The sequence below is a fragment of the Streptomyces sp. NPDC001985 genome (assembly GCF_040296845.1).
Lineage (GTDB): Bacteria > Actinomycetota > Actinomycetes > Streptomycetales > Streptomycetaceae > Streptomyces.
The window spans coordinates 1-20,300 of the sequence record NZ_JBEOYB010000015.1 but is presented as its reverse complement, the minus strand read 5'-3'; the positions used below and the strand labels follow the sequence as shown (position 1 = coordinate 20,300).

Genomic DNA, 20,300 nt, shown 5'->3' with positions numbered 1-20,300 from the left:
CGCCAGTGTCCTCAGCGTCTCCCGCTGCCGCGCCCGATGTCGTACTCGTTGTCGACTTCGGCGCGCAGTACGCCCAGCTCATCGCCCGCCGCGTCCGTGAGGCCCGGGTTTACAGCGAGATCGTCCCGTCCTCGATGCCGGTCGCCGAGATGCTGGCCAGGAACCCCCGGGCGATCATCCTCTCCGGCGGCCCTTCCTCCGTCTACGCGGACGCCGCTCCCCGGCTGGACCGGGAGATCTTCGAGGCCGGCGTTCCCGTCTTCGGCATGTGCTACGGCTTCCAGCTGATGGCGACCGTGCTCGGCGGCACCGTCGACAACACCGGCGCGCGCGAGTACGGACGTACGCCGCTGCACGTCAGCAAGCCCGGCTCCACCCTCTTCGAGGGCACCCCGGTCGAGCAGCCGGTGTGGATGTCGCACGGCGACGCCTGCTCCGCCGCGCCCGAGGGCTTCACCGTCACCGCGTCCACGGACGTCGTCCCGGTCGCCGCCTTCGAGAACGACGAGAAGAAGCTGTACGGCGTGCAGTACCACCCCGAGGTGATGCACTCCACCCACGGCCAGCAGATCCTGGAGCACTTCCTCTACCGGGGCGCCGGCATCCAGCCGACCTGGACCACCGGGAACGTCATCGAGGAGCAGGTCGCGGCCATCCGCGAGCAGGTCGGCACCAAGCGCGCCATCTGCGGCCTCTCCGGCGGGGTGGACTCCGCTGTGGCCGCCGCCCTGGTCCAGAAGGCCATCGGTTCCCAGCTCACCTGCGTCTATGTCGACCACGGCCTGATGCGCAAGGGCGAGACCGAGCAGGTCGAGAAGGACTTCGTCGCCGCCACGGGCGTCCAGCTCAAGGTCGTCGACGCCGAGGAGCGCTTCCTCGGCGCGCTGGCCGGGGTCTCCGACCCCGAGGAGAAGCGGAAGATCATCGGGCGCGAGTTCATCCGCGTCTTCGAGCAGGCCCAGGCCGAGATCGTCGCCGAGGGCGCCGCCGACGGCGAGGAAGTCGCCTTCCTCGTGCAGGGCACGCTCTACCCGGACGTGGTGGAGTCCGGCGGCGGCACCGGCACCGCCAACATCAAGTCCCACCACAACGTCGGCGGACTCCCCGAGGACCTGGAGTTCCAGCTCGTCGAGCCGCTGCGCCAGCTCTTCAAGGACGAGGTCCGGATGGTCGGCCAGGAGCTGGGCCTGCCGGACGAGATCGTCCAGCGCCAGCCCTTCCCGGGCCCCGGCCTCGGTATCCGTATCGTCGGCGATGTCACCCGCGAGCGGCTCGACCTGCTGCGCGAGGCCGATGCCATCGCCCGCGAGGAGCTGACGGCCGCCGGTCTCGACCGGGAGATCTGGCAGTGCCCGGTGGTGCTGCTCGCCGATGTCCGCAGCGTCGGTGTCCAGGGCGACGGCCGGACCTACGGCCACCCCATCGTGCTCCGCCCGGTCTCCTCCGAGGACGCCATGACGGCGGACTGGACCCGGATGCCGTACGAGGTCCTCGCGAGGATCTCCACCCGCATCACCAACGAGGTCGCTGAGGTCAACCGGGTTGTCCTGGACGTGACCAGCAAGCCGCCGGGCACCATCGAGTGGGAGTAGCGGTCCCGCCGACCGGGTAGTCCTCCCGGCCCGCACGGACCGGTCCCGATGCCGTCGCCCACGCGAGTGAGCGGCGGCATCGCCCTGTCCGCCCCCGGCCCACGAGGGAGGACGTCCGGGCACCCGCTCGCGCCACGAGGACGGGCGGGGAGCGGGCACCCCCGCGCCGCAGGGGAGGGCGGGCACTCCGCGCCGTGGGGAGGGCACCTCCGGGGCGCGCGGGTCTGGCGGCTTCCCGGGTCCGGTGCTGCCTTCCGGCCCATGACCGACGCGCCCGCCCCCGGCCCCGGTGGACCGGTCTCCGCTTCGGGCTGACGCGCGTGCGCGACTCCCCGGAGGCCGGGCGCGCCCACCGTGGGACACACCCGCCCGGCGCGCTGCGGATCTTCGGACGGCTCGGTGACGAGGAGGGGGTGTCCGGCCGGTCTCACCGCCCGCGCGGCGGGCAGACCCGTACGGACCGGCCACCGGGACGCGGTGGCCACCCGGGACCCGGTCGGCGCCGACCTCGCGGCCGGGTCGACCACCGGCCGCTGTGGCGGCGGCTCGGCCCTCCGGAGCGGGCTCCCGCCCCCGGCCGTGCCGCCGAGAACCCCGGACACTGAGCCTTTCGGCCCGCTGCTCCGTATGTTCAGTTGAGAGTCGAACGGCCCATGGGTTCCGATCCGAGAGCGGGGAGAGCGCGATGACGCACACCTACCGGGCGACGGCCGGACGCGGCACGTCCGGCACCGGGCGAGGCGGCGGCCGGAAGGACCGGGCGAGCCGCCTCGCCCTGCTGCCGCTGCGGATCTTCCTCGGCGTCACCTTCGTCTACGCGGGCATCGACAAGCTCACGGACAGCGCGTTCTTCGCGGCGAGCGGCCCCGGCTCCATCGGCGACCAGATGCGCGGCATCCGCGACGGCTCCGCGGTCCCCTGGCTGGTGGACCTGGCGCTCTCCAGCCCCGAGACCTTCGGCTACGCCATCGCCCTCGGTGAACTGGCCGCCGGCATCGGCACGCTCATCGGGCTGCTGGCCCGGGGCGCCGCACTCGGCGGGGCGCTGATCTCGCTGAGCCTCTGGCTGACCGTGAGCTGGCAGGTCGAGCCGTACTACCTCGGCAACGACCTCGTCTACTTCGTGGCCTGGGTGCCGCTGCTGCTCGCCGGGGCCGCCGCGCCGTCGGTGGACGCGCTGCTCGCGGAACGGCGCCGGCGGACGCGGTAGTGGGCGAGCCCCGCCGCCCCGGCCAGCGACATCCCGGTGAACACCACCGGGAAGGCCACATACCAGGGGGTGTGCCAGGTGCCGCCGGCGTCGCCCGCGTAGAGCAGCGCCGCCGTCAGCGCCGTCACACCGGCGATCAGCCGGCCCGGCCGGAAGCCGTGCGGCAACTCCCGCCGTGCCGCGCCCCGGTCCCGCGCCGGGTCCGCGACGGGCGGCTGGTCCCGCGAGTCACGATGCCGCACGGGTCACCTCCACCTGTCCGACGCCCACCTGGACGTTCAGCTCCAGGGTGCCCGAGGGACCGGCTCCCTCGGGGGCCCGCAGCTCGGTGTTCCTGCTCTGGTCCGGGGATATGTCGATGTCGTTCTTCTTCTCGCCGGGGAGGCTGATGTCGCCGAGCCCCGCCTGCACCCGCACCTTCACCGGGGCGTCCCCGGGTATGAGGATCTTCAGCCGGCCCGCGCCGACCTCCGCGTGCGTCGACACCGTGCGCCCGGCCGGAATCGAGAGCGCCGAGAGGTCGAGCGTCGCCACCCCCGAACCCAGTTCGTACCGGGGCTCCACGCGCGCCACGGACGACGGCTTCCACTCGGTCTCGATCCACTGGGTGCTGATGTCCTTCGGCAGCACCGCGGAGCCCGCGAGCAGCCCCGCCGTGACGATCGTCATCAGCACCGTGCCCAGCCCCGTGCGGCCCAGTATCGAACTGACGGCCAGGCCGAGGCCGAACACCCCCAGCGCACAGGCCAGCCCCATCTGCAGACTGGTGCCCAGCGGGCTGCCGTCCCAGCTCAGCTTGGTGCCCAGGAGGAACGCCGCCAGAGCGAAACCGAAGACCGTCCCCCCGATGGGCCGGGGGCCACGGCGGCCCGCGGTGTCCGGCCGGCCCGGGCGGCGTTTGCGGCCGCCCGGCTCCTCGCTGTCCTCGGGCCCCCACAGATAGCCGGTCGGCGCCGCGCCCGTGTCCCCTTCCCTTTCCCTCTCCTTGACGATCGGGTCCCGCCACCACGACGGGCTGCCCGGTGTCGGCGGGGCCTTGGTCTCCGGCGGGGCGACCGACACCGCCTGCGCGGTCGCCGGATCGAGCGGGCCGCTCTCGGGAGTGAGGGCACGGCGCCGCCGCGACCACACGGCCGCGCCGGACATCGCCAGACCGAGCAGCGTCGCGAAGGCGAGGACCCCGCTGTTGTTCAGCATCGTCAGAAACAGGCCGGAGCCGACGAGCGCCAGGAGCACCGCTGTCAGAGCCGCGCCCTCGCCGCGCCCCGACAGCAGCCGGCGGGCCTCGTTCTCCTCCTCGCCCTCGACGGGGATCAGCAGCCACGCGAAGCCGTAGAGGATCAGACCGAGCCCGCCGGCCACCCCGAGGGCGCCGGCCACGATCCGGAAGATCACCGGGTCCATGTCGTAATACCGCCCGAGGCCCCCGCAGACCCCGCCCAGCACCTTCCGGTGAGGCGTACGGCGCAGCGGCGGCAGCTCGGGGGAGAGCTCCGGAGCCGCCGCCGAGGGTCCGTCCGGTGCCGCGGGGTGCGGCGGGGTCGGCTGAGTCATACGTCCATGGTGACGGCCCCGGGGCCGGTACGGCACCCGGATCGACCCTGGCCGGTCCCTGATATCCGGATGCCGGTGCACGCCCTCCGGTCAGGGTTGCTTCAGGGGTCGTCCCTGATACCGCCCTCCGGCCGGGCGTGTGACGATCGAGGCATGCCCGTCGCCACGCCACGACCCGCCTCGTCCCCGCGTGCCCCCGCACCCGATGACCTCCCGCCGCGCAAGCTCTACCGCAGCGCCGACGGCCGTCTCCTCGGCGGCGTGGCGCGGGGTCTCGCCGGGCATCTCGGGCTCCCGGTCATCTGGGTGCGGGTGATCTTCCTCGGTCTCTTCATGGCCGACGGCCTCGGCGCCCTGCTGTACGCGGTGTTCTGGATCGTGGTCCCGCTCGGCGTCGGGGGCCGCCCCGCCGAGCCGCGCTCCGTCTTCGAGGTCACCAGCGACGGCGGGCGCAGGCTCCGCAAGCCCGACAAGGGCCAGCTCTTCGCGATGATCGCCCTCTCCTTCGGCGTCGCCGTCTTCATCGGCGATCTGGAGACCAACGACAGCACCCATCGCTATGTCTGGCCGACCCTGCTGATCGGCGCGGGTGTGGTGCTGGTGTGGCGGCAGGCCGACAACGCCCGGCGGGCCCGCTGGACCGAGGCCGGCAACCGCAGCCGGAGGCTGTTCCAGCTGGGCCGGGCGCTCGCGGGCGTCGCCCTTGTCGGCATGGGACTGGCACTCTTCATGGTGGTCCGCGGCTCCGCCGCCCAGCTCGGCAATGTGCTCACCGCCGCCATAGCCGTCCTCGCGGGCATAGGTCTGCTCATCGGCCCCTGGCTGGTGCGGATGACCCAGGACCTCACGGAGGAGCGGACCATGCGCATCCGCGCCCAGGAGCGCGCCGAGGTCGCCGCCCATGTCCACGACTCCGTCCTGCACACCCTCACCCTGATACAGCGCAACGCGGACGACCCGGGCGAGGTCCGCCGCCTCGCCCGCGCCCAGGAGCGCGAGCTGCGCAACTGGCTCTACCGGCCGGAGGGCACCGGAAAGGACGAGGACGAGGAGCCCGACACCCTCGCCGAGGCGGTGAAGAGGGCCGCCGCCGAGGTCGAGGACAAGCACGGCGTCCCGCTGGAGGTCGTGGTCGTCGGCGACTGCCCGCTCGACGACGGGCTGGCGGCACAGATGCAGGCCGCGCGCGAAGCGATGGTCAACGCCGCCAAGTACGGTGGCGAGGGCGGTGCCGTCCAGGTCTTCGCCGAGGTCGACGGACGTATGGTCTATGTGTCCGTCCGCGACCGGGGCCCGGGCTTCGACCCGGACGCGGTGCCGGGCGACAGAATGGGCGTCAGGGAGTCGATCATCGGTCGGATGCAGCGCAACGGCGGGACGGCCCGGCTCCGCCCGGCACCCGGTGGGGGCACGGAAGTGGAGCTGGAGATGGAGAGGGCGGCGGACGAATGACGACCGAGGCAGCGAGCGGAGGCGCCGGGCGCCGAGTGCGGGTGGTGCTCGTCGACGACCACCGGATGTTCCGCACCGGCGTACAGGCGGAGATCGGCAGGACCGAGCAGACCGGCGTCGAGGTGGTCGGCGAGGCGGCCGATGTCGACCAGGCCATCACCGTCATCACGGCGACCAGGCCCGAGGTCGTGCTGCTCGACGTGCATCTGCCCGGCGGCGGCGGGGTGGAGGTGCTGCGGCGGTGCGCCCCGCTCATGGCGTCGCCCGAGGACCCGGTCCGCTTTCTCGCCCTCTCCGTGTCGGACGCGGCGGAGGATGTGATCGGGGTGATCCGCGGCGGTGCGCGCGGCTATGTCACCAAGACGATCACCGGCACGGATCTGGTGGACTCGATCTTCCGGGTCCAGGAGGGGGACGCCGTCTTCTCCCCGAGGCTGGCGGGATTCGTCCTCGACGCCTTCGCCTCCACCGACGCACCCCCGGTGGACGAGGATCTCGACCGGCTCACCCAGCGCGAGCGCGAGGTGCTGCGCCTGATCGCCCGCGGCTACGCGTACAAGGAGATCGCCAAGCAGCTCTTCATCTCGGTGAAGACGGTGGAGTCGCATGTCTCCGCGGTGCTGCGCAAGCTCCAGCTCTCCAACCGGCACGAGCTGACCCGCTGGGCGACCGCCCGCCGGCTGGTCTGACGGCGGCCCGGCCCGGCGGCGGGGCAGGCCCGCGAGCGCACTGATCGGACGGCCGGGCGGGCGGCCCGCGAGGGGACTTCCGGGGCCGGCCGCCCGGCCGACCTGTGCAAAGCGGCCAACTGCCGGTCCCCGGCAGCCCGGTGGTCCCGGCACCCCGCCGGAATCCGTCCTTCACGTTCTCGCAGGTAACGCCGGACATCGAGAGTGAGGGCGGCCTTCCGCCCGCCGCCCCCCGATGGCGGAGAGCCGGATCAATTCCTGGACAGTGCCCTGTGTGGTGACCCACAGCCATGGCAGTATCGCCCTGAGCAGTCGGCCCAGTTCATCACGAGTTGGCGGAGGAACCGTGAGCGGCACGTCGGTGGGGTTCAGGACCAGCTACAGCGGCACCGGGGGCGGCACAGGCCCCGAAGCCGGTTTCATCTGGCGCAAATCCAGCTACAGCGCCAGCGGCGCGGGACAGTGCGTGGAGGTCGCAGCCCGCCCCCGCGCCGTCCATGTCCGCGATTCCAAGGACATCGGCGGACCGGAACTCGGCCTCGCCCCCCGGGCCTGGGCCGCTTTCGTCGCCTACGCGGCACAGCAGCGGCCCCACTGAGGCGCCGCCGGGCCGGCCCGGCGGCGGGCGGATGTCACACCGGGCGGGTCGCCCCCACGAAGGGCATCTCGTCGATCGGGGCGATACGGACGGGGGAGCCCGGCCTGGGCGCGTGGATCATCCTGCCGCCGCCGACATAGAGGCCGACATGGCTGACACCCGGGTAGAAGAACACCAGATCGCCGGGGGCCAGCGCCGATCGCGGAATCCGCTGCCCGGCGCCGATCTGCGCGTACGAGGTCCGGGGCAGGGAGACCCCGGCCGCCTTCCACGCGGCCTGGGTCAGTCCCGAGCAGTCGTAGGCCCCTGGCCCTGTCGCCCCCCAGACATAGGGCTTCCCGAGCGCTCCGTACGCGTGGGCGACGGCCCGGGTGGCCCGTGGGCCGGACGCCCTGGCCGGCGGCCCAGCGGCCCGGTCCCCATCGGCCCCGGCGGCGTAGGAGGCGCGCTCCCCGGCGGTCAGCCGCCGCAGCAGCCCCTCGGCCGCGCCGAGCTTCTCCCGCACGGCCGCCTTGTGGCGGGCCAGCTCGCTCCCGCGCTCCCGCAGCTCGGCCATCCTCCGCCCGGCCTCCGTCCTGACCCGCTCGATCTCGGCGACCTCCCGGCGCGCACCGGCGACGGCGGCTGCCTGCCGCTCCCCGGCCCGCTCCGCGAGGGCGGCGCGCTCCAGATAGCTGTCCGGGTCGGAGGCGAGCGCCACCAGCAGCGCCGGGTCCATACCGCCCGCGCGGTACTGGGCGGTGGCGATCGAGCCGAGTGCGTTACGGGTGGCGTTGAGCCGCTCCGTACGGCGTGCGGCCTCGTCCCGCAGCCGCTCCAGCGCCTCCCGCTCCCGGCCGGCCCGCTCCGTGACCCCGTTGTACCGCTCGGTCGCCTCCTCCGCCTCCTGGTAGAGCTTGTCCACCTTGGCCTTGATCTGGGCCGGGGTGAGCGTCGGCTCGGCGTGACCGGTCCCGCTGAACGCGCCCGCGGTCGCCGCGCCGGCGAGCGCGAGGGACCCCGCGGTCCGGGCAGCGGGCCCGCGGAACGGATACTGCCTGGGTTTCCGGTGCTTCCGGTGTGCAGCCACGGGGGCGTCCACGTCCTTCCGTGCGGCCGGCGGGGTTCCGCCGGGCTCTGGCTCGGGTGTCAGCAGGACGCTATTCCGGGAGGTCACGGGGGTGGGACGGAACGACGGATTCTGTTCGAAGGTGGATGATTCGCCACACCTTATGGCGACGGATTGCTCACGGAGGGTGGCTTCCGGACACCACCGCGACCGATGCGGCGAATGAGGTTCACCTGACTTCGGGGGGCTGGTATGGGGATGGTTAGGCTCCGCTTCATGGACGTACTCATCAATGCCCTGGTCGCCCTGCACATCATCGGTATCGCGTCCCTGCTGGGCGGATTCCTCACCCAGATGAAGGCGATGGGCGCCGGCACCGCCCGCTTCACCCCGGCGATGCTGCACGGCGCGCTGACCATGCTGGTCACGGGTGTGGCGCTGGTCGGCCTCAACCAGGCCGACGGCCAGACGGTGAACAACATCAAGATAGGCATCAAGCTGGCGGTGCTGGTGGTCGTCCTGGGCCTGGTCTACGTCAAGCGCGACGAGGAGACCGTGGAGAAGGCGCTGTTCGGCGCGGTGGGCGGGCTCACCGTCGTCAATGTCTTCATCGCGACGCTCTGGACCTGAGCCGCCCGCCGGAGCGGCCCCGCGCACCGGGCCGGCGCCCCCTCCGGCCGGGCACCGGGCGCGGACGCGGCCAATCCGGGGGCGAGCTGTCAGTGGGGCGGCCTAGACTCGGAGAGCGATGAGCAGCCTCTTTGACGACAACTTCCTGGCGAGCCTCCAGTCCACCCCGGAGGAGCCCCCGCCCCCGCCCGAGGACCACGAGGACCATGAGGACCATGAGGGCCGGGCCCGGGAGGAGATCCCCGACGATCTCTTCCAGGGCGCCTTCGACGTGCCCCCGGCACGGGACGCCTACCACCGCGACGGCGCCCCCCGCACGGTCATCGACCCCGCCGCCCTCCTCGAAGGGCTGAACGAGCAGCAGCGCGCCGCCGTTGTGCACGCCGGATCACCGCTGCTCATCGTGGCCGGTGCCGGCTCCGGCAAGACCCGGGTGCTGACCCACCGGATCGCCCATCTGCTGGCGACCCGCAGCGTCCACCCCGGGCAGATACTGGCGATCACCTTCACCAACAAGGCCGCCGGGGAGATGAAGGAGCGCGTCGAGCAGCTCGTCGGCCCGCGCGCCCAGGCGATGTGGGTCTCCACCTTCCACAGCGCCTGTGTCCGGATTCTCCGCCGGGAGTCCAAGAAGCTGGGCTTCACCTCGTCGTTCTCCATCTACGACGCGGCCGACTCCAAGCGCCTGATGGCGCTGGTCTGCCGCGATCTGGACCTCGACCCGAAGAAGTTCCCGCCGAAGGCCTTCAGCGCCAAGATCTCCAATCTGAAGAACGAGCTGATCGACGAGGAGTCCTTCGCCGACAAGGCGGTCGACGGCTTCGAGAAGACGCTCGCCGAGGCGTACCGGATGTACCAGGGGCGGCTGCGCGAGGCCAACGCCCTGGACTTCGACGACATCATCATGACCACCGTCCATCTGCTCCAGGCGTTCCCCGATGTCGCCGAGCACTACCGGCGCCGGTTCCGCCATGTCCTGGTCGACGAGTACCAGGACACCAACCACGCCCAGTACACCCTCGTCCGTGAACTGGTGGGCACGGGGTACGAGGACCTGCCCCCCGCCGAGCTGTGTGTCGTGGGCGACGCCGACCAGTCGATCTACGCGTTCCGGGGCGCCACCATCCGCAACATCCTCCAGTTCGAGGAGGACTACCCGGAGGCGAAGACGATCCTGCTGGAGCAGAACTACCGCTCCACCCAGACGATCCTCTCCGCCGCCAACGCGGTCATCGAGCGCAATGAGAGCCGCCGCCCCAAGAATCTGTGGACCAACGCGGGCGCGGGCGCGGTGATCACCGGCTATGTCGCCGACACCGAGCACGACGAGGCGCAGTTCATCGCCGACGAGATCGACCGGCTGACCGACGCGGGCGACGCGAAGGCCGGCGATGTCGCCGTCTTCTACCGCACGAACGCCCAGTCCCGTGTCTTCGAGGAGATCTTCATCCGGGTCGGGCTGCCCTACAAGGTCGTCGGCGGGGTCCGCTTCTACGAGCGCAAGGAGGTCCGGGACGTCCTGGCCTATCTGCGCGTCCTCGCCAACCCGGAGGACAGCGTCCCGCTGCGGCGCATCCTCAATGTCCCCAAGCGGGGCATCGGCGAGCGTGCCGAGGCGATGATCGACGCGCTCTCGCTGCGGGAGAAGATCACCTTCCCCCAGGCGCTGCGCCGGGTGGACGAGGCGTATGGCATGGCGGCCCGCTCGGCCAATGCCGTCAAGCGCTTCAATGTCCTGATGGAGGAGTTGCGGACGATCGTGGACTCCGGCGCGGGCCCGGCCGTGGTCCTCGAAGCGGTGCTGGAGCGGACCGGCTATCTGGCCGAGCTCCAGGCGTCGACGGACCCTCAGGACGAGACCCGGATCGAGAACCTCCAGGAACTGGCCGCCGTGGCACTGGAGTTCGAGCAGGACCGTACGGAGGAGGAGGGCGCGGGCACCCTCGCGGAGTTCCTGGAGAAGGTCGCGCTGGTCGCCGACTCCGACCAGATCCCCGACGAGGACGAGGAAGGCTCCGGGGTCATCACCCTGATGACGCTCCACACCGCCAAGGGCCTGGAGTTCCCCGTGGTCTTCCTCACCGGCATGGAGGACGGCGTCTTCCCGCACATGCGCGCCCTCGGCCAGGCCAAGGAGCTGGAGGAGGAGCGCCGGCTCGCCTATGTCGGTATCACCCGCGCCCGTGAGCGGCTCTATCTGACCAGGGCTTCCATGCGCAGCGCCTGGGGCCAGCCCTCGTACAACCCGCCGTCGCGGTTCCTGGACGAGATCCCCGGCTCGTATCTGGAGTGGAAGCGGACGGGGCCGATGGCCGCGCCCGCCGGCCCCACGTCGGGGCTGGGCTCCCGGCTGCCGTCGATGCCGTCCTCGCGGTCGGGCCCCTCGGGCTTCGCGACCCGGCGCGGGGCCTCCGAGAAGCCGGTGGTCTCACTGACGGTCGGCGACCGGGTCACCCATGACCAGTTCGGCCTGGGCACCGTGGTCGCGGTGAACGGCTCGGGCTCGGACGCGCAGGCGACGATCGACTTCGGCGACGAGCGCCCGAAGAAGCTGCTGCTGCGGTACGCGCCGGTCGAGAAGCTCTGACAGACGGGAGAGCGGACACCGGTCGGGTGTCCGCTCTCGTCGTTCGCACTCCCTTGCAAGCCCTGCAAGCCCTGCAAGCCCTCAGGCTCAGTCGCTCGGGGGCCTGGTCCTAGGTGGGGTCGAGGCCCTTGCTGCGGAGCCAGGCCAGCGGGTCGATCGTCGAGCCGCCGCCCGGACGGACCTCGAAGTGGAGGTGCGAGCCGGTGGAGTTGCCGGTGTTGCCCGCGTAGCCGATGACATCGCCGGCCTTGACCGTGCCGGAGCGGATCTTGGCGCTGCTCAGATGGCAGTACCAGGTCTCGGTCCCATCGGGGGCGGTCAGGATGATCATGTTTCCGTAGGCGCTGTTGAACTGCGTACGGACGGTGCCGTCGCTGGCGGCGAAGACATTGGTGCCGAGCGGCACGGGGAAGTCGATGCCGGTGTGCAGGGCCATCCAGTTGACGCCGGACTCGCCGTAGTAGGTGCTCAGGCCCCTGCTCTCGACCGGCATGGCGAACTTGGGGCGCAGCGCCTCGCGCCGCTCCGCCTCCGCCACCCGTTTCTTCCGGTCCGCTTCCTGGCGCGCCTTCAGGTCGATGCGCTCCTGGGTGCGCGAGGCCCGGTCGCCGAAGTTGCGCGCCTCGGCGTCGAGCGCCGCGAGCTGGGTGTCCATCTTGTTGTTCGCGGCGGCCGTCTTCGCGGCGGTCTCGGCGACATCGGCGGCGGCGAGCTTGGTGTCGTTCTTCTTGGGCTCCTCACCGCCACCGCTGAGACCTCCGACGGAGGCGGCGGCGATGCCCGCGACGCCCATCACACAGGCGGACGGGACGGCGATGGTGAAGATCGCGGAGCGCTTGGCGGGGGTGCGCCGACGGCCTCGGCCGCTGCCGCCACCGCCGCTGGACCGGCGGCCCGAGCGCGGGGCGGCGGGCTCATCGGCGGCGATCGCGACGAGTTCCGCCTCGCGCCCGTGCTCTCCGTCGGTGTCGGAGATGACGGGGAAGCTCGCCGTGTCGCCCAGGGCGGGGGCTCCGGGGGTCTCGCCCTCGTCCGGCCCGGTGTGGCCGGGATCGGGATCGGGGCCGGGCGTGTCGCCGCCGAGGGGAGCGGCGTCGAAGCCGTTCTCGTACTCGGTCTCGTAACCGGTGCTCTCGGCGCCGAACTCGGCCGCGTGCTCCGCCGCCGCGTCGGCGGACTGCCGCTCGGCGGTGAACTCCGCGCCGTACTCCGGGGTGAACTCCCGCTCGGCCGCGAACTGCTGCGGTACGAGGGCCTCCGCGCCGCTCTCCGTGTTCCAGGCGGTGGCGTCGTAGGAGCCGCTGTCGAATCCGCCGGGGGCGGCCCACTGATCGGCCGTGTCGTACGCGAAGGTGGCGGCGGGCTCGAACGGGGCCGTCGCGGCCACCTGCTCCCAGGCTCCCGAGTCCCACTGCGTCACGGTCTCGTACGCACCGGTGGAGTCGGGTGCCGGGAACTGCTGCCCCTGGTCCTGACCGGCGTACATGTCGTAACCGCCGACGGTCCGGTGTGCGCCGGTGTCCCACTGGGCGGCCTCGTACTGGCCGCTGTGACCGGCCTCGTAACCGGTCTGTCCGTCCGGCAGCGCACCGAAGAGCGGATCGATGTCAAAGCTGCCGGTGGGGTACTGGTCGTGGCCGACGTGCCCGGCGTGGGCGTGCTGGTCGTTCACCAACTTCTCTCTCGCCTCGGCAGCAGGACCTGGATTCTGGGGCCTTGAAGAAGACCGGTCCCAGAGGGGAACCAGTGGCGCGACTGTACCCGGCGGTATGCGACGGCGACAATCTTCCGGAGGTTTTGAGGATTCAGGAAACGGGCATTCGACCGTCTTTCGGAGGACTACAGGCAGAGCTTTGGCCCTATGTTCGAAATTAGTTCGAGATTTTCGACTGGGGATCAGGCCACCGAGACGGCTCCCGGGGTGCCTGTCGACTCATTTTTCTCCAGCGCCTGCCGGATGCCCGCGGCGACCGCGGGGTGCACCGGCAGGGCGAGATGGCCGATGCCGCTGACCTGCACGTTCTCCGTGATGAGATCGGGGTGGTCGAGCCGGGCCGTTTCGATCGGGACCATCCACTGGTCGAGATCGCTCCAGAAGCTCACGAATCGGGTGCGGCAGCCGGGCGCCGGGCCGCGCAACTCCTCGATCAGCGCGGAGCCGGGGCGCATCTGGCGGACCACGGGGTGGGCGCTCGCGAGCGGGGCGGCGGTCGTACCCGAGTGCGGGGTGCCGAGGGTGACGAGGGTGCGCACTCTGAGGTCGCCGCCGAGGCACTGTATGTAGTAGCGGGCGATCAGACCGCCGAGGCTGTGGCCGACGATGTCGACCTCGTTCCGGCCCGTACGGGCGCACACCTGGGCGATATGACGGCCGAGCAGCTCCGCCGCGGTCCGTACGTCACAGGTCAGCGGGGAGTAGTTGAGGCACTCCAGATCGCGCCAGCCGTGCCGGGCCAGGGAGCGGCGGAGCAGGACGAAGACCGAGCGGTTGTCGACGAAGCCGTGGAGCATCACGACGGGAGGGTGGTCCGCCGCGCCGGCCGAGGGGAGCCCGGTGGTGCTCCCGGCCGAGGGCCCCGCCGCGGCGTCGGTCTCCTCCGGCTGCGGCTCGCGGGCGCGGGGGGCGCGCTCCCGGCCCGTCGGGCGCTCCGCGGTCAGCCCGGTGGGGTAGAGCAGCACATGGCCGGCGAGGATCGCCAGCTCCAGGGCGGTGGCGCGGACCAGGGTGGCGGGCGCGCGCAGATCGTGGAGGCCGCTCAGGCGCCGGATCGCCCCGGGGTTCAGCGGATTCAGGCTCAGCGGACGCAGGCCCAGGGCGCTCAGCGCGAGGGCGCTCAGGGTGAGCGGGAAGGGAAGGACCTTCATGGGCCGACCTCCGTACGACACACGGGGGACGGCATCGGCCCCTGTGTGCCCTCCTGGGGGCCCCTTCAGCGCTGCCCGGGATCGTCTCCGTGGACCGGGTCTCCGTGTCGGCTGCTGATGTGTGGCAACGGCACCGCCCCACCGTGCCGGGCGGCTGGAACGGCACGGGGGGACGGCCCTGAAGCGGCTCCCATGCGACGGACCCGCGGGGCTTTGGTGCCCTCTGGTGCGGATACGCCGCATAGCGAACATGTCCCACTGTGTGATTTCCCCCTCCACGCCCTCCGTGAAACAGCCGGGTGCGGGATGCTGGAGATAACGTTCGTTCACTGGCGGCGGAGCCGGATGTGTGGAGGCAGCGATGGGTGTGACTGGTCCGATCCGCGTGGTGGTGGCCAAACCGGGGCTCGACGGGCACGACCGGGGGGCGAAGGTGATCGCGAGAGCGCTGCGCGACGCGGGGATGGAGGTCATCTACACGGGCCTCCACCAGACGCCGGAGCAGATCGTGGACACCGCGATCCAGGAGGACGCCGACGCGATCGGCCTGTCCATCCTGTCGGGCGCGCACAACACGCTGTTCGCCAAGGTGATCGAGCTGCTGAAGGAGCGTGAGGCGGAGGACATCAAGGTCTTCGGCGGGGGGATCATCCCGGAGGCGGACATCGCTCCGCTGAAGCGGCTCGGGGTGGCCGAGATCTTCACCCCCGGGGCGACGACGACGGCGATCGTCGACTGGGTCAACGCGCATGTCCGCCAGCCGGCGGAGGCCTGAGACGGCCGCTCGCCGGCGAGGCCCCGGGCCCGGGCGACACCCGGCGCCCGGGGCCTCGCGGGTGCGGCTGCGGCTGCGGGTGCGGGTGCCACCGCGGTGCCTGTGCCTGTGCCTGTGCCGGTGAGCGGGAGCAGCCGGGTACCGCGCGCGGTGAGCGGGAGTCCGCCGGTCTCGGCCGCCGGGGCTGCCCGCACCCGGCCGGCCCCGGCCCTCAGCCGCCGGCCGGGAGCGCCGCTCCCTCGCCCTCCGGCGAGGCGGGGTCCGGGCCGGTCAGTTCGCGGTGCAGGGCCTCGCGCAGCCGCAGTGTGGAGACCAGCCGCTGGAACGCCTCCGACCAGTAACCCCCGGCTCCCGGGGACGAACTCTCCGTCTCGTCCGGCAGCGCGGTCAACAGGACCAGCCGGTCCGCCTCCCCGGGCGCGAGACAGCGCTCCGCCAGCCCCATCACCCCGCTGAAACTCCAGGGGTAGCTCCCCGCGTCCCTGGCGATGTCGAGCGCGTCGACCACCGAGCGGCCCAGCGGCTCCGACCACGGCACCGCGCAGACACCCAGCAGCTGGAACGCCTCCGAGAGGCCGTGCGCGGCGATGAACCCGGCGACCCAGTCCGCCCGCTCCCCGGGCTCCACCGTCGCCAGCAGCTTCGCCCGCTCGGCCAGGGACGAGGGACCGGGCCCGGTCTCCGGCGACGAGCCCGGCGCCCCCAGCAGGGCACGTGCCCACTCCGCGTCGCGCTGGCGCACCGCCGCACGGCACCAGGCCGCGTGGAGCTCCTCCCGCCAGCCGTCCGCCACCGGCAGCGCCACGATCTCCCGCGCTCCGCGCCCGCCGAGCCGCTCCGTCCAGGTGGCGAGCGGGGCCGCCTCCACCAACTGGCCCAGCCACCAGGACCTTCTGCCACGGCCGGTGGGCGGCGCCGGGACCACCCCGTCCCGCTGCATCTCCGCATCGCACGCACTCGGCGCCTCCACGGCTATCGCCGCGCCGCCGCCCGAGCGGTCCAGGCCGACACAGGAGACGGCCCGGGCCGCCATCCGCCCCGCGAGCGCCGAGTGCGGCAGCGCGGAGAGCAGTTCGGCGGCCGTGGCCCGGACATTGCGGCTGCGGTCGGTGAGCGCCTGATCGAGGAAGGGCTCATCGGCGCCGGAGAGCCCGGTCCGCAGGGAGTCCAGGAACATCAGCCGGTCCTCGGCCCGCTCGCCCGGCCAGGTCCCGGACAGCAGGGCCCGCGCCCGGGCCGGGTCCTGCTCCCGGACCGCCGTCAGCAGCGCCACCCGCTCGGCGAACAGGCCCTCCGCCCACAGCCGCTCGACCGCCGCCGTGTCCGTCACCTCCGGCAGTGGCACCCCCGCGCCCGAGGCCCCCCGCAGCGCGAACTTCCACTCCGGGTTGAACCGGGCCAGCCACAGCCCCCGGGCCCCGGCGAGCGCGAGCGCCTGCGGACGCAGATCGGTCCGCGCGCGGGCCGCGTCCAGCAGCGCGGGCAGCAGGGGCGCGGGGGCCCGGTAGCCGCGCTCATTGGCTGTGGCCAGCCACTGGGGGAGCAGCTCGGTGAGGTCCGGAGCCGCGCCCCGGCGCCCTCCCGACGGAGGTGCCGAGCGGTCCGCCAGCAACTGGGCGAGCCGCCGCCGGGCCGCCGCCGGGAGCGGCCGGCGCTCATCGGGCGCGGCGGGCTCGGGCAGCGGCGCGGCGACCGCGGGCACCATCCCGGCCCGCCGCCGCACGGTGTGCAGCGCCGCCGCGTCCAGCAGCGCGAGCGGCGCGTCCCGCCCCGGGGCCACCACTCCTTCCGGCGGTGGCCTGCGGTCGGTGCCGAGCAGGGCGGAGGTGATGAGCTGTTCCCACGGTGAGGTGCCGGCGATGGCGGTCAAGTCGTCCTCCGTACGGTCGCGGTCGCGGGTGAGGCAGCTGTTCGCGGGCTCGGTGGCGCCGGGCCGCGGGTCGGGGTGCGCCGGGGTCGGGCGCTTGCCGTGAGGCGGTCCCGGCCCCGGGTCGGCGTGCCGGGCCTCCGGTGGGGGTGGCCTCGCGGCCGGCCCGGTGGTGCCGGTGGCCTCCGGCGGTCGGGGTGTTCCGGTGTGTGGTGGTGGCGCCGGGCTGCGGGTCGGGGGTTCGCGAGCCGCTCGCCCTGGAGCGGTCCCGGGTGATCGGGGCCCGCTCGTCCCGAGTCCCGGAGTGGCCCCGGGCCCGGGCCGTTGGGTGGGCCGGGGCACGGCGGGCGGTGGGCTCACAGGAGGGGGACCGTCTCCGGGGAGTCGGGCGACCAGGCGGCCAGGGGGGTCACCCCCCGGTGTCCGCATTCGCCGAACACGGTGACCGGGCCCCCGCCCGACAGGGCCGCCAGGCGCCAGAGGCCGGGACGGGAGAGCGCCGACGAGGCGATGGGCAGCGCCGCGCCGCCCGCCGCGTCCGCCAGTTGCCAGCCGGTGCCGTGCGGGACCGGGACCACCTCCGTCAGCGTCACCGGCCAGGAGTCCAGCCAGGGGTCGTCGCACAGGGCCCGGCCGTAGGCGTCGAGCGCCGACGCGACCGGGCCGCCGGGCGGAGGGGTGTCGATCGGGACCGGGACCCCCACCCGCTCGCCCAGCTCCGCCCGCAGCCGGCCGCCGCCCGGATACGGGGTCAGCTCGGCCTCGATCACCGACCCCACCGGCAGCGCCAGCCGCGGAGCCCGCCCGCCGCCCCCGAACGACAGCAGCAGCGCGGTGCGCGCCGAGCTCCTGCCGTGGACCCAGACGCGACGGGTGGTCAGCCGCCCGTCCGATGTGTCGTACTGCGCGAGGACCAGCCAGTGGTCGCGGACCGGCGCCCCGGTGGCCGCCGGGGCCAGCCCCACCCTCGTACGGACCGTGGCGGCCAGCGGCTCCGGCAGCCGCTCCACCCCCAGCCAGGCGGTGTCCAGCAGATGGGTCAGCGCGCACTCCTCCAGCAGCCGCGCCGGCCACCCCGGGCCCGACCCCGGGACCGAGCCCAACTCCCGCACCCGGGCGGCGAGCCCGGGCGCCTGGGCGTCGACCATGCGGGCCGCGGTCTCCTCCCACAGGCCGTACCCCGACTGCTCGGCCGACGCGAGACCGCCGCGCAGCAGATCCGCCAGCCGCCGCTCCAGCTCCGCCGCGCCCGCGTCGATGCTCGCCGCCCGCCGCTGTGCCCGGCGCCTGGCCGCCTCCGGGTCGGCGGGCCTCCCGGGCCGCCCCGCGCCCGGCTGCCCCCGATCCTCCCGATCCCCTTCTCCCTCCTTCTCCTTCTTCTCCGCGCGCTCACGGCGCTCGCCCAGCCACTCCTCCGCCCAGGGCGGCGCGGCGGCGCCGCCGGGCACCGCCCGCTCGTCCCCCGCCCAGAGCAGCAGCAGGCCCAGCGCGTGCTTGCACGGGAACTTGCGGCTCGGACAACTGCACCGGCAGGCGGGGCCGATGGTGTCGACGACGGTCCGATACGGCGTGCGGCCACCGCCCTTGCACAGGCCCCAGACGGCACCCGACCCGTCCGCCCCCGCGGCCGACCACGGGCCGGACGCGCCCAGCCTGGCCCCCGCGGCGCGTGACGCGGGGTCAGGAGCCAGCAGCAGCACCTGATCCGCCGACCAGCGCGGCATCCGCACGGCAGGGTCGCATCTGTCCGGGGACTCTCCCCCGTTCGATCGCAGCATGCCGAAAACGTTAGGGGCGGCCACTGACAATCGGCTCCGACCTGCGGAGATGACCCATTGTCAGTGGCGTGGTGCAGGGTGGGAAACACATCGGGTCCAACGATCTGAAGGGGGATACATGACCGTGTCCGAAACCGCCGCCGACGCCGGCGCGCAGGCCCTGCGCCCCCACGCGGAGGACGCTTTCGCGGATGAGCTGAAGGCGCTCGCCGCAGCCGACGACCGCCCCCGCCCGGTCGGCTGGCGGCTCTCTCCGTGGGCCGTCGCCACCTATCTGCTCGGCGGCACGATCCCCGGCGGCCCGGCCGGGGACGACGTGGTCATCACCCCCAAGTACGTGGGGCCGCGCCGGATCGTCGAGGTCGCCGTGACCACCCTGGCCACCGACCGCGCCCTGCTGCTGCTCGGCGTGCCCGGCACCGCCAAGACCTGGGTGTCCGAGCATCTGGCGGCGGCCGTCAGCGGAGACTCCACCCTGCTCGTGCAGGGCACCGCCGGCACCCCCGAGGAAGCCATCCGCTACGGCTGGAACTACGCCCGCCTCCTCGCCCACGGCCCCAGCCGGGAGGCGCTGGTGCCCGGCCCCGTCATGCGCGCCATGGCCGAGGGGATGACCGCCCGCGTCGAGGAGCTGACCCGCATCCCCGCGGATGTGCAGGACACCCTCATCACGATCCTCTCGGAGAAGACCCTCCCCGTTCCGGAGCTGGGACAGGAGGTGCAGGCGGTGCGCGGGTTCAATCTCATCGCCACGGCCAACGACCGGGACCGAGGGGTCAACGACCTCTCCAGCGCCCTGCGCCGCCGCTTCAACACCGTGGTGCTGCCGCTGCCCGCGACACCGGACGCGGAGGTCGACATCGTCTCCCGCCGCGTCGACCAGATCGGGCGCTCCCTCGATCTCCCCGCCGCCCCCGAGGGACTTGAGGAGATCCGGCGGGTCGTCACCGTCTTCCGGGAGCTGAGGGAAGGCGTCTCGGCGGACGGCCGGACCAAGCTCAAATCGCCCTCCGGGACCCTCTCCACGGCGGAGGCGATCTCCGTGGTCACCGGCGGGCTCGCGCTCGCCGCGCACTTCGGCGACGGAGTGCTCAGACCGGCGGACATGGCCGCCGGAATCCTCGGCGCGGTGGTGCGGGACCCGGCGGCCGACCGGGTCGTCTGGCAGGAGTATCTGGAGACCGTGGTCCGTGAGCGGTCCGGCTGGAAGGACTTCTACCGCGCCTGCCGGGAGGTGAGCGCGTGAGCGGCCCGCTGCTGCTCGGAGTGCGCCACCACGGCCCGGGTTCGGCCCGTGCCGTGCGGGCGGCCCTGGAGGCGGAACAGCCCGCGGCGGTGCTGATCGAGGGCCCCTCGGAGGCGGACGCGCTGGTCGCCCTCGCCGCCGACGAGCGGATGCGCCCACCCGTCGCCCTGCTGGCCCACGCGGTGGACGACCCGGGCCGGTCGGCGTTCTGGCCGCTCGCTGCCTTCTCCCCGGAGTGGGTGGCGCTCCGCTGGGCGCTGGACCACGGGGTGCCGGTGCGCTTCATCGACCTCCCGGCGGCTCATTCGCTGGCCCTGGCCGCCGCGGATGACCTCGCGGCGGCCGGGCGCGCCCGCCCGGAGAGCCCGGAGAGCCCGGACGACGGCGCCGCGCCCGGCGGGGGCGGCCC

17 protein-coding genes are annotated in these 20,300 nt (G+C 73.3%); 10 read left to right on the top strand and 7 right to left on the bottom strand.

From position 1 onward, the window contains the following. Nucleotides 1-5: 5 nt before the first annotated feature. A complete protein-coding gene (gene guaA / locus ABT122_RS09125; RefSeq protein ID WP_351547698.1) occupies nucleotides 6-1,592 on the top strand; it encodes a glutamine-hydrolyzing GMP synthase in 1,587 nt (528 codons plus the stop codon). A 685-nt stretch (nucleotides 1,593-2,277) separates the two neighbouring features. Continuing rightward, the gene (locus ABT122_RS09120) at nucleotides 2,278-2,802 is read left to right on the top strand and encodes a DoxX family protein (protein WP_351547696.1); all 525 of its coding nucleotides are present in this window, start codon (nucleotides 2,278-2,280) and stop codon (nucleotides 2,800-2,802) included. Here ABT122_RS09120 and ABT122_RS09115 read toward each other — a convergent pair. Both ABT122_RS09115 and ABT122_RS09110 read right to left on the bottom strand, forming a co-directional pair. Further along, nucleotides 2,709-3,044 carry a hypothetical protein gene (locus ABT122_RS09115; protein WP_351547693.1) on the bottom strand — a complete coding sequence of 112 codons (336 nt, stop codon included), beginning with the start codon at nucleotides 3,042-3,044 and terminating at the stop codon, nucleotides 2,709-2,711. The two genes, ABT122_RS09120 and ABT122_RS09115, sit on opposite strands and share 94 nt — an antisense overlap. Further along, nucleotides 3,031-4,356, bottom strand: a complete 1,326-nt coding sequence (locus ABT122_RS09110) for a PspC domain-containing protein (protein WP_351547690.1) — start codon at nucleotides 4,354-4,356, stop codon at nucleotides 3,031-3,033. Before ABT122_RS09110 ends, ABT122_RS09115 begins: the two co-directional genes overlap by 14 nt. Nucleotides 4,357-4,509: 153 nt before the next feature. Between ABT122_RS09110 and ABT122_RS09105 the strand changes: the two genes are divergently transcribed. The 3 genes from ABT122_RS09105 to ABT122_RS09095 all read left to right on the top strand — a co-directional run bounded on the left by ABT122_RS09105 (nucleotide 4,510) and on the right by ABT122_RS09095 (nucleotide 7,095). Next, nucleotides 4,510-5,808: a PspC domain-containing protein gene (locus tag ABT122_RS09105; RefSeq protein WP_351547688.1), complete on the top strand. Its 1,299-nt coding sequence runs from the start codon at nucleotides 4,510-4,512 to the stop codon at nucleotides 5,806-5,808. Then, on the top strand, nucleotides 5,805-6,497 hold the full coding sequence (locus tag ABT122_RS09100; RefSeq protein ID WP_351547685.1) for a LuxR C-terminal-related transcriptional regulator: 693 nt from the start codon (nucleotides 5,805-5,807) through the stop codon (nucleotides 6,495-6,497). Before ABT122_RS09105 ends, ABT122_RS09100 begins: the two co-directional genes overlap by 4 nt. A gap of 346 nt (nucleotides 6,498-6,843) precedes the next feature. Beyond that, complete coding sequence (locus ABT122_RS09095) at nucleotides 6,844-7,095, top strand: DUF397 domain-containing protein (protein ID WP_351547682.1); 252 nt, start codon at nucleotides 6,844-6,846, stop codon at nucleotides 7,093-7,095. Between the two features lie 34 nt (nucleotides 7,096-7,129). Here the strand turns inward: ABT122_RS09095 and ABT122_RS09090 are convergent, their stop codons facing one another. Further along, nucleotides 7,130-8,164, bottom strand: coding sequence for a C40 family peptidase (locus tag ABT122_RS09090; RefSeq protein WP_351547680.1), 1,035 nt, complete (start codon nucleotides 8,162-8,164; stop codon nucleotides 7,130-7,132). A gap of 255 nt (nucleotides 8,165-8,419) precedes the next feature. On the opposite strand from ABT122_RS09090, the gene ABT122_RS09085 reads away from it, so the two are divergent. Both ABT122_RS09085 and pcrA read left to right on the top strand, forming a co-directional pair. Further along, nucleotides 8,420-8,773 (top strand): hypothetical protein, encoded by a 354-nt coding sequence (locus ABT122_RS09085; RefSeq protein ID WP_351547678.1) that lies wholly within the window; start codon nucleotides 8,420-8,422, stop codon nucleotides 8,771-8,773. A gap of 118 nt (nucleotides 8,774-8,891) precedes the next feature. Next, the gene (pcrA, locus tag ABT122_RS09080; protein WP_351547676.1) at nucleotides 8,892-11,360 is read left to right on the top strand and encodes a DNA helicase PcrA; all 2,469 of its coding nucleotides are present in this window, start codon (nucleotides 8,892-8,894) and stop codon (nucleotides 11,358-11,360) included. Between the two features lie 109 nt (nucleotides 11,361-11,469). Here pcrA and ABT122_RS09075 read toward each other — a convergent pair whose 3' ends face one another. Next, nucleotides 11,470-13,032, bottom strand: a complete 1,563-nt coding sequence (locus ABT122_RS09075) for a M23 family metallopeptidase (protein WP_351547673.1) — start codon at nucleotides 13,030-13,032, stop codon at nucleotides 11,470-11,472. Nucleotides 13,033-13,256: 224 nt separating this feature from the next. Continuing rightward, nucleotides 13,257-14,225: an esterase/lipase family protein gene (locus ABT122_RS09070; protein ID WP_351547670.1), complete on the bottom strand. Its 969-nt coding sequence runs from the start codon at nucleotides 14,223-14,225 to the stop codon at nucleotides 13,257-13,259. A 361-nt stretch (nucleotides 14,226-14,586) separates the two neighbouring features. Between ABT122_RS09070 and icmB the strand changes: the two genes are divergently transcribed. Next, entirely contained in the window at nucleotides 14,587-15,000 is a 414-nt protein-coding gene (icmB, locus tag ABT122_RS09065) for a coenzyme B12-dependent isobutyryl CoA mutase small subunit (protein ID WP_351547668.1), read from the top strand. A 211-nt stretch (nucleotides 15,001-15,211) separates the two neighbouring features. On the opposite strand, the gene ABT122_RS09060 is transcribed toward icmB, so the two are convergent. Together ABT122_RS09060 and ABT122_RS09055 are read right to left on the bottom strand one after the other, a co-directional pair. Next, entirely contained in the window at nucleotides 15,212-16,870 is a 1,659-nt protein-coding gene (locus ABT122_RS09060) for a DUF5691 domain-containing protein (RefSeq protein WP_351547665.1), read from the bottom strand. 353 nt (nucleotides 16,871-17,223) lie between these two features. After that, entirely contained in the window at nucleotides 17,224-18,645 is a 1,422-nt protein-coding gene (locus ABT122_RS09055) for an SWIM zinc finger family protein (protein ID WP_351547662.1), read from the bottom strand. A gap of 118 nt (nucleotides 18,646-18,763) precedes the next feature. Between ABT122_RS09055 and ABT122_RS09050 the strand changes: the two genes are divergently transcribed. Both ABT122_RS09050 and ABT122_RS09045 read left to right on the top strand, forming a co-directional pair. Further along, nucleotides 18,764-19,891 (top strand): ATP-binding protein, encoded by a 1,128-nt coding sequence (locus ABT122_RS09050; protein ID WP_351547659.1) that lies wholly within the window; start codon nucleotides 18,764-18,766, stop codon nucleotides 19,889-19,891. Beyond that, nucleotides 19,888-20,300, top strand: a 413-nt coding sequence (locus ABT122_RS09045) for a DUF5682 family protein (RefSeq protein WP_351547656.1), incomplete at its 3' end; no start/stop codon positions are given. The genes ABT122_RS09050 and ABT122_RS09045, both read left to right, overlap by 4 nt.

Excerpts from the sequence above, each read along its gene's own strand:
- ABT122_RS09120 (WP_351547696.1), top strand. The coding sequence starts at position 2,278 with ATGACGCACACCTACCGGGCGACGGCCGGACGCGGCACGTCCGGCACC.
- ABT122_RS09110 (WP_351547690.1), bottom strand. The coding sequence starts at position 4,356 with ATGACTCAGCCGACCCCGCCGCACCCCGCGGCACCGGACGGACCCTCG.
- ABT122_RS09105 (WP_351547688.1), top strand. The coding sequence starts at position 4,510 with ATGCCCGTCGCCACGCCACGACCCGCCTCGTCCCCGCGTGCCCCCGCA.
- ABT122_RS09100 (WP_351547685.1), top strand. The coding sequence starts at position 5,805 with ATGACGACCGAGGCAGCGAGCGGAGGCGCCGGGCGCCGAGTGCGGGTG.
- ABT122_RS09085 (WP_351547678.1), top strand. The coding sequence starts at position 8,420 with ATGGACGTACTCATCAATGCCCTGGTCGCCCTGCACATCATCGGTATC.
- pcrA (WP_351547676.1), top strand. The coding sequence starts at position 8,892 with ATGAGCAGCCTCTTTGACGACAACTTCCTGGCGAGCCTCCAGTCCACC.
- ABT122_RS09070 (WP_351547670.1), bottom strand. The coding sequence starts at position 14,225 with ATGAAGGTCCTTCCCTTCCCGCTCACCCTGAGCGCCCTCGCGCTGAGC.
- icmB (WP_351547668.1), top strand. The coding sequence starts at position 14,587 with ATGGGTGTGACTGGTCCGATCCGCGTGGTGGTGGCCAAACCGGGGCTC.
- ABT122_RS09055 (WP_351547662.1), bottom strand. The coding sequence starts at position 18,645 with ATGCTGCGATCGAACGGGGGAGAGTCCCCGGACAGATGCGACCCTGCC.
- ABT122_RS09050 (WP_351547659.1), top strand. The coding sequence starts at position 18,764 with ATGACCGTGTCCGAAACCGCCGCCGACGCCGGCGCGCAGGCCCTGCGC.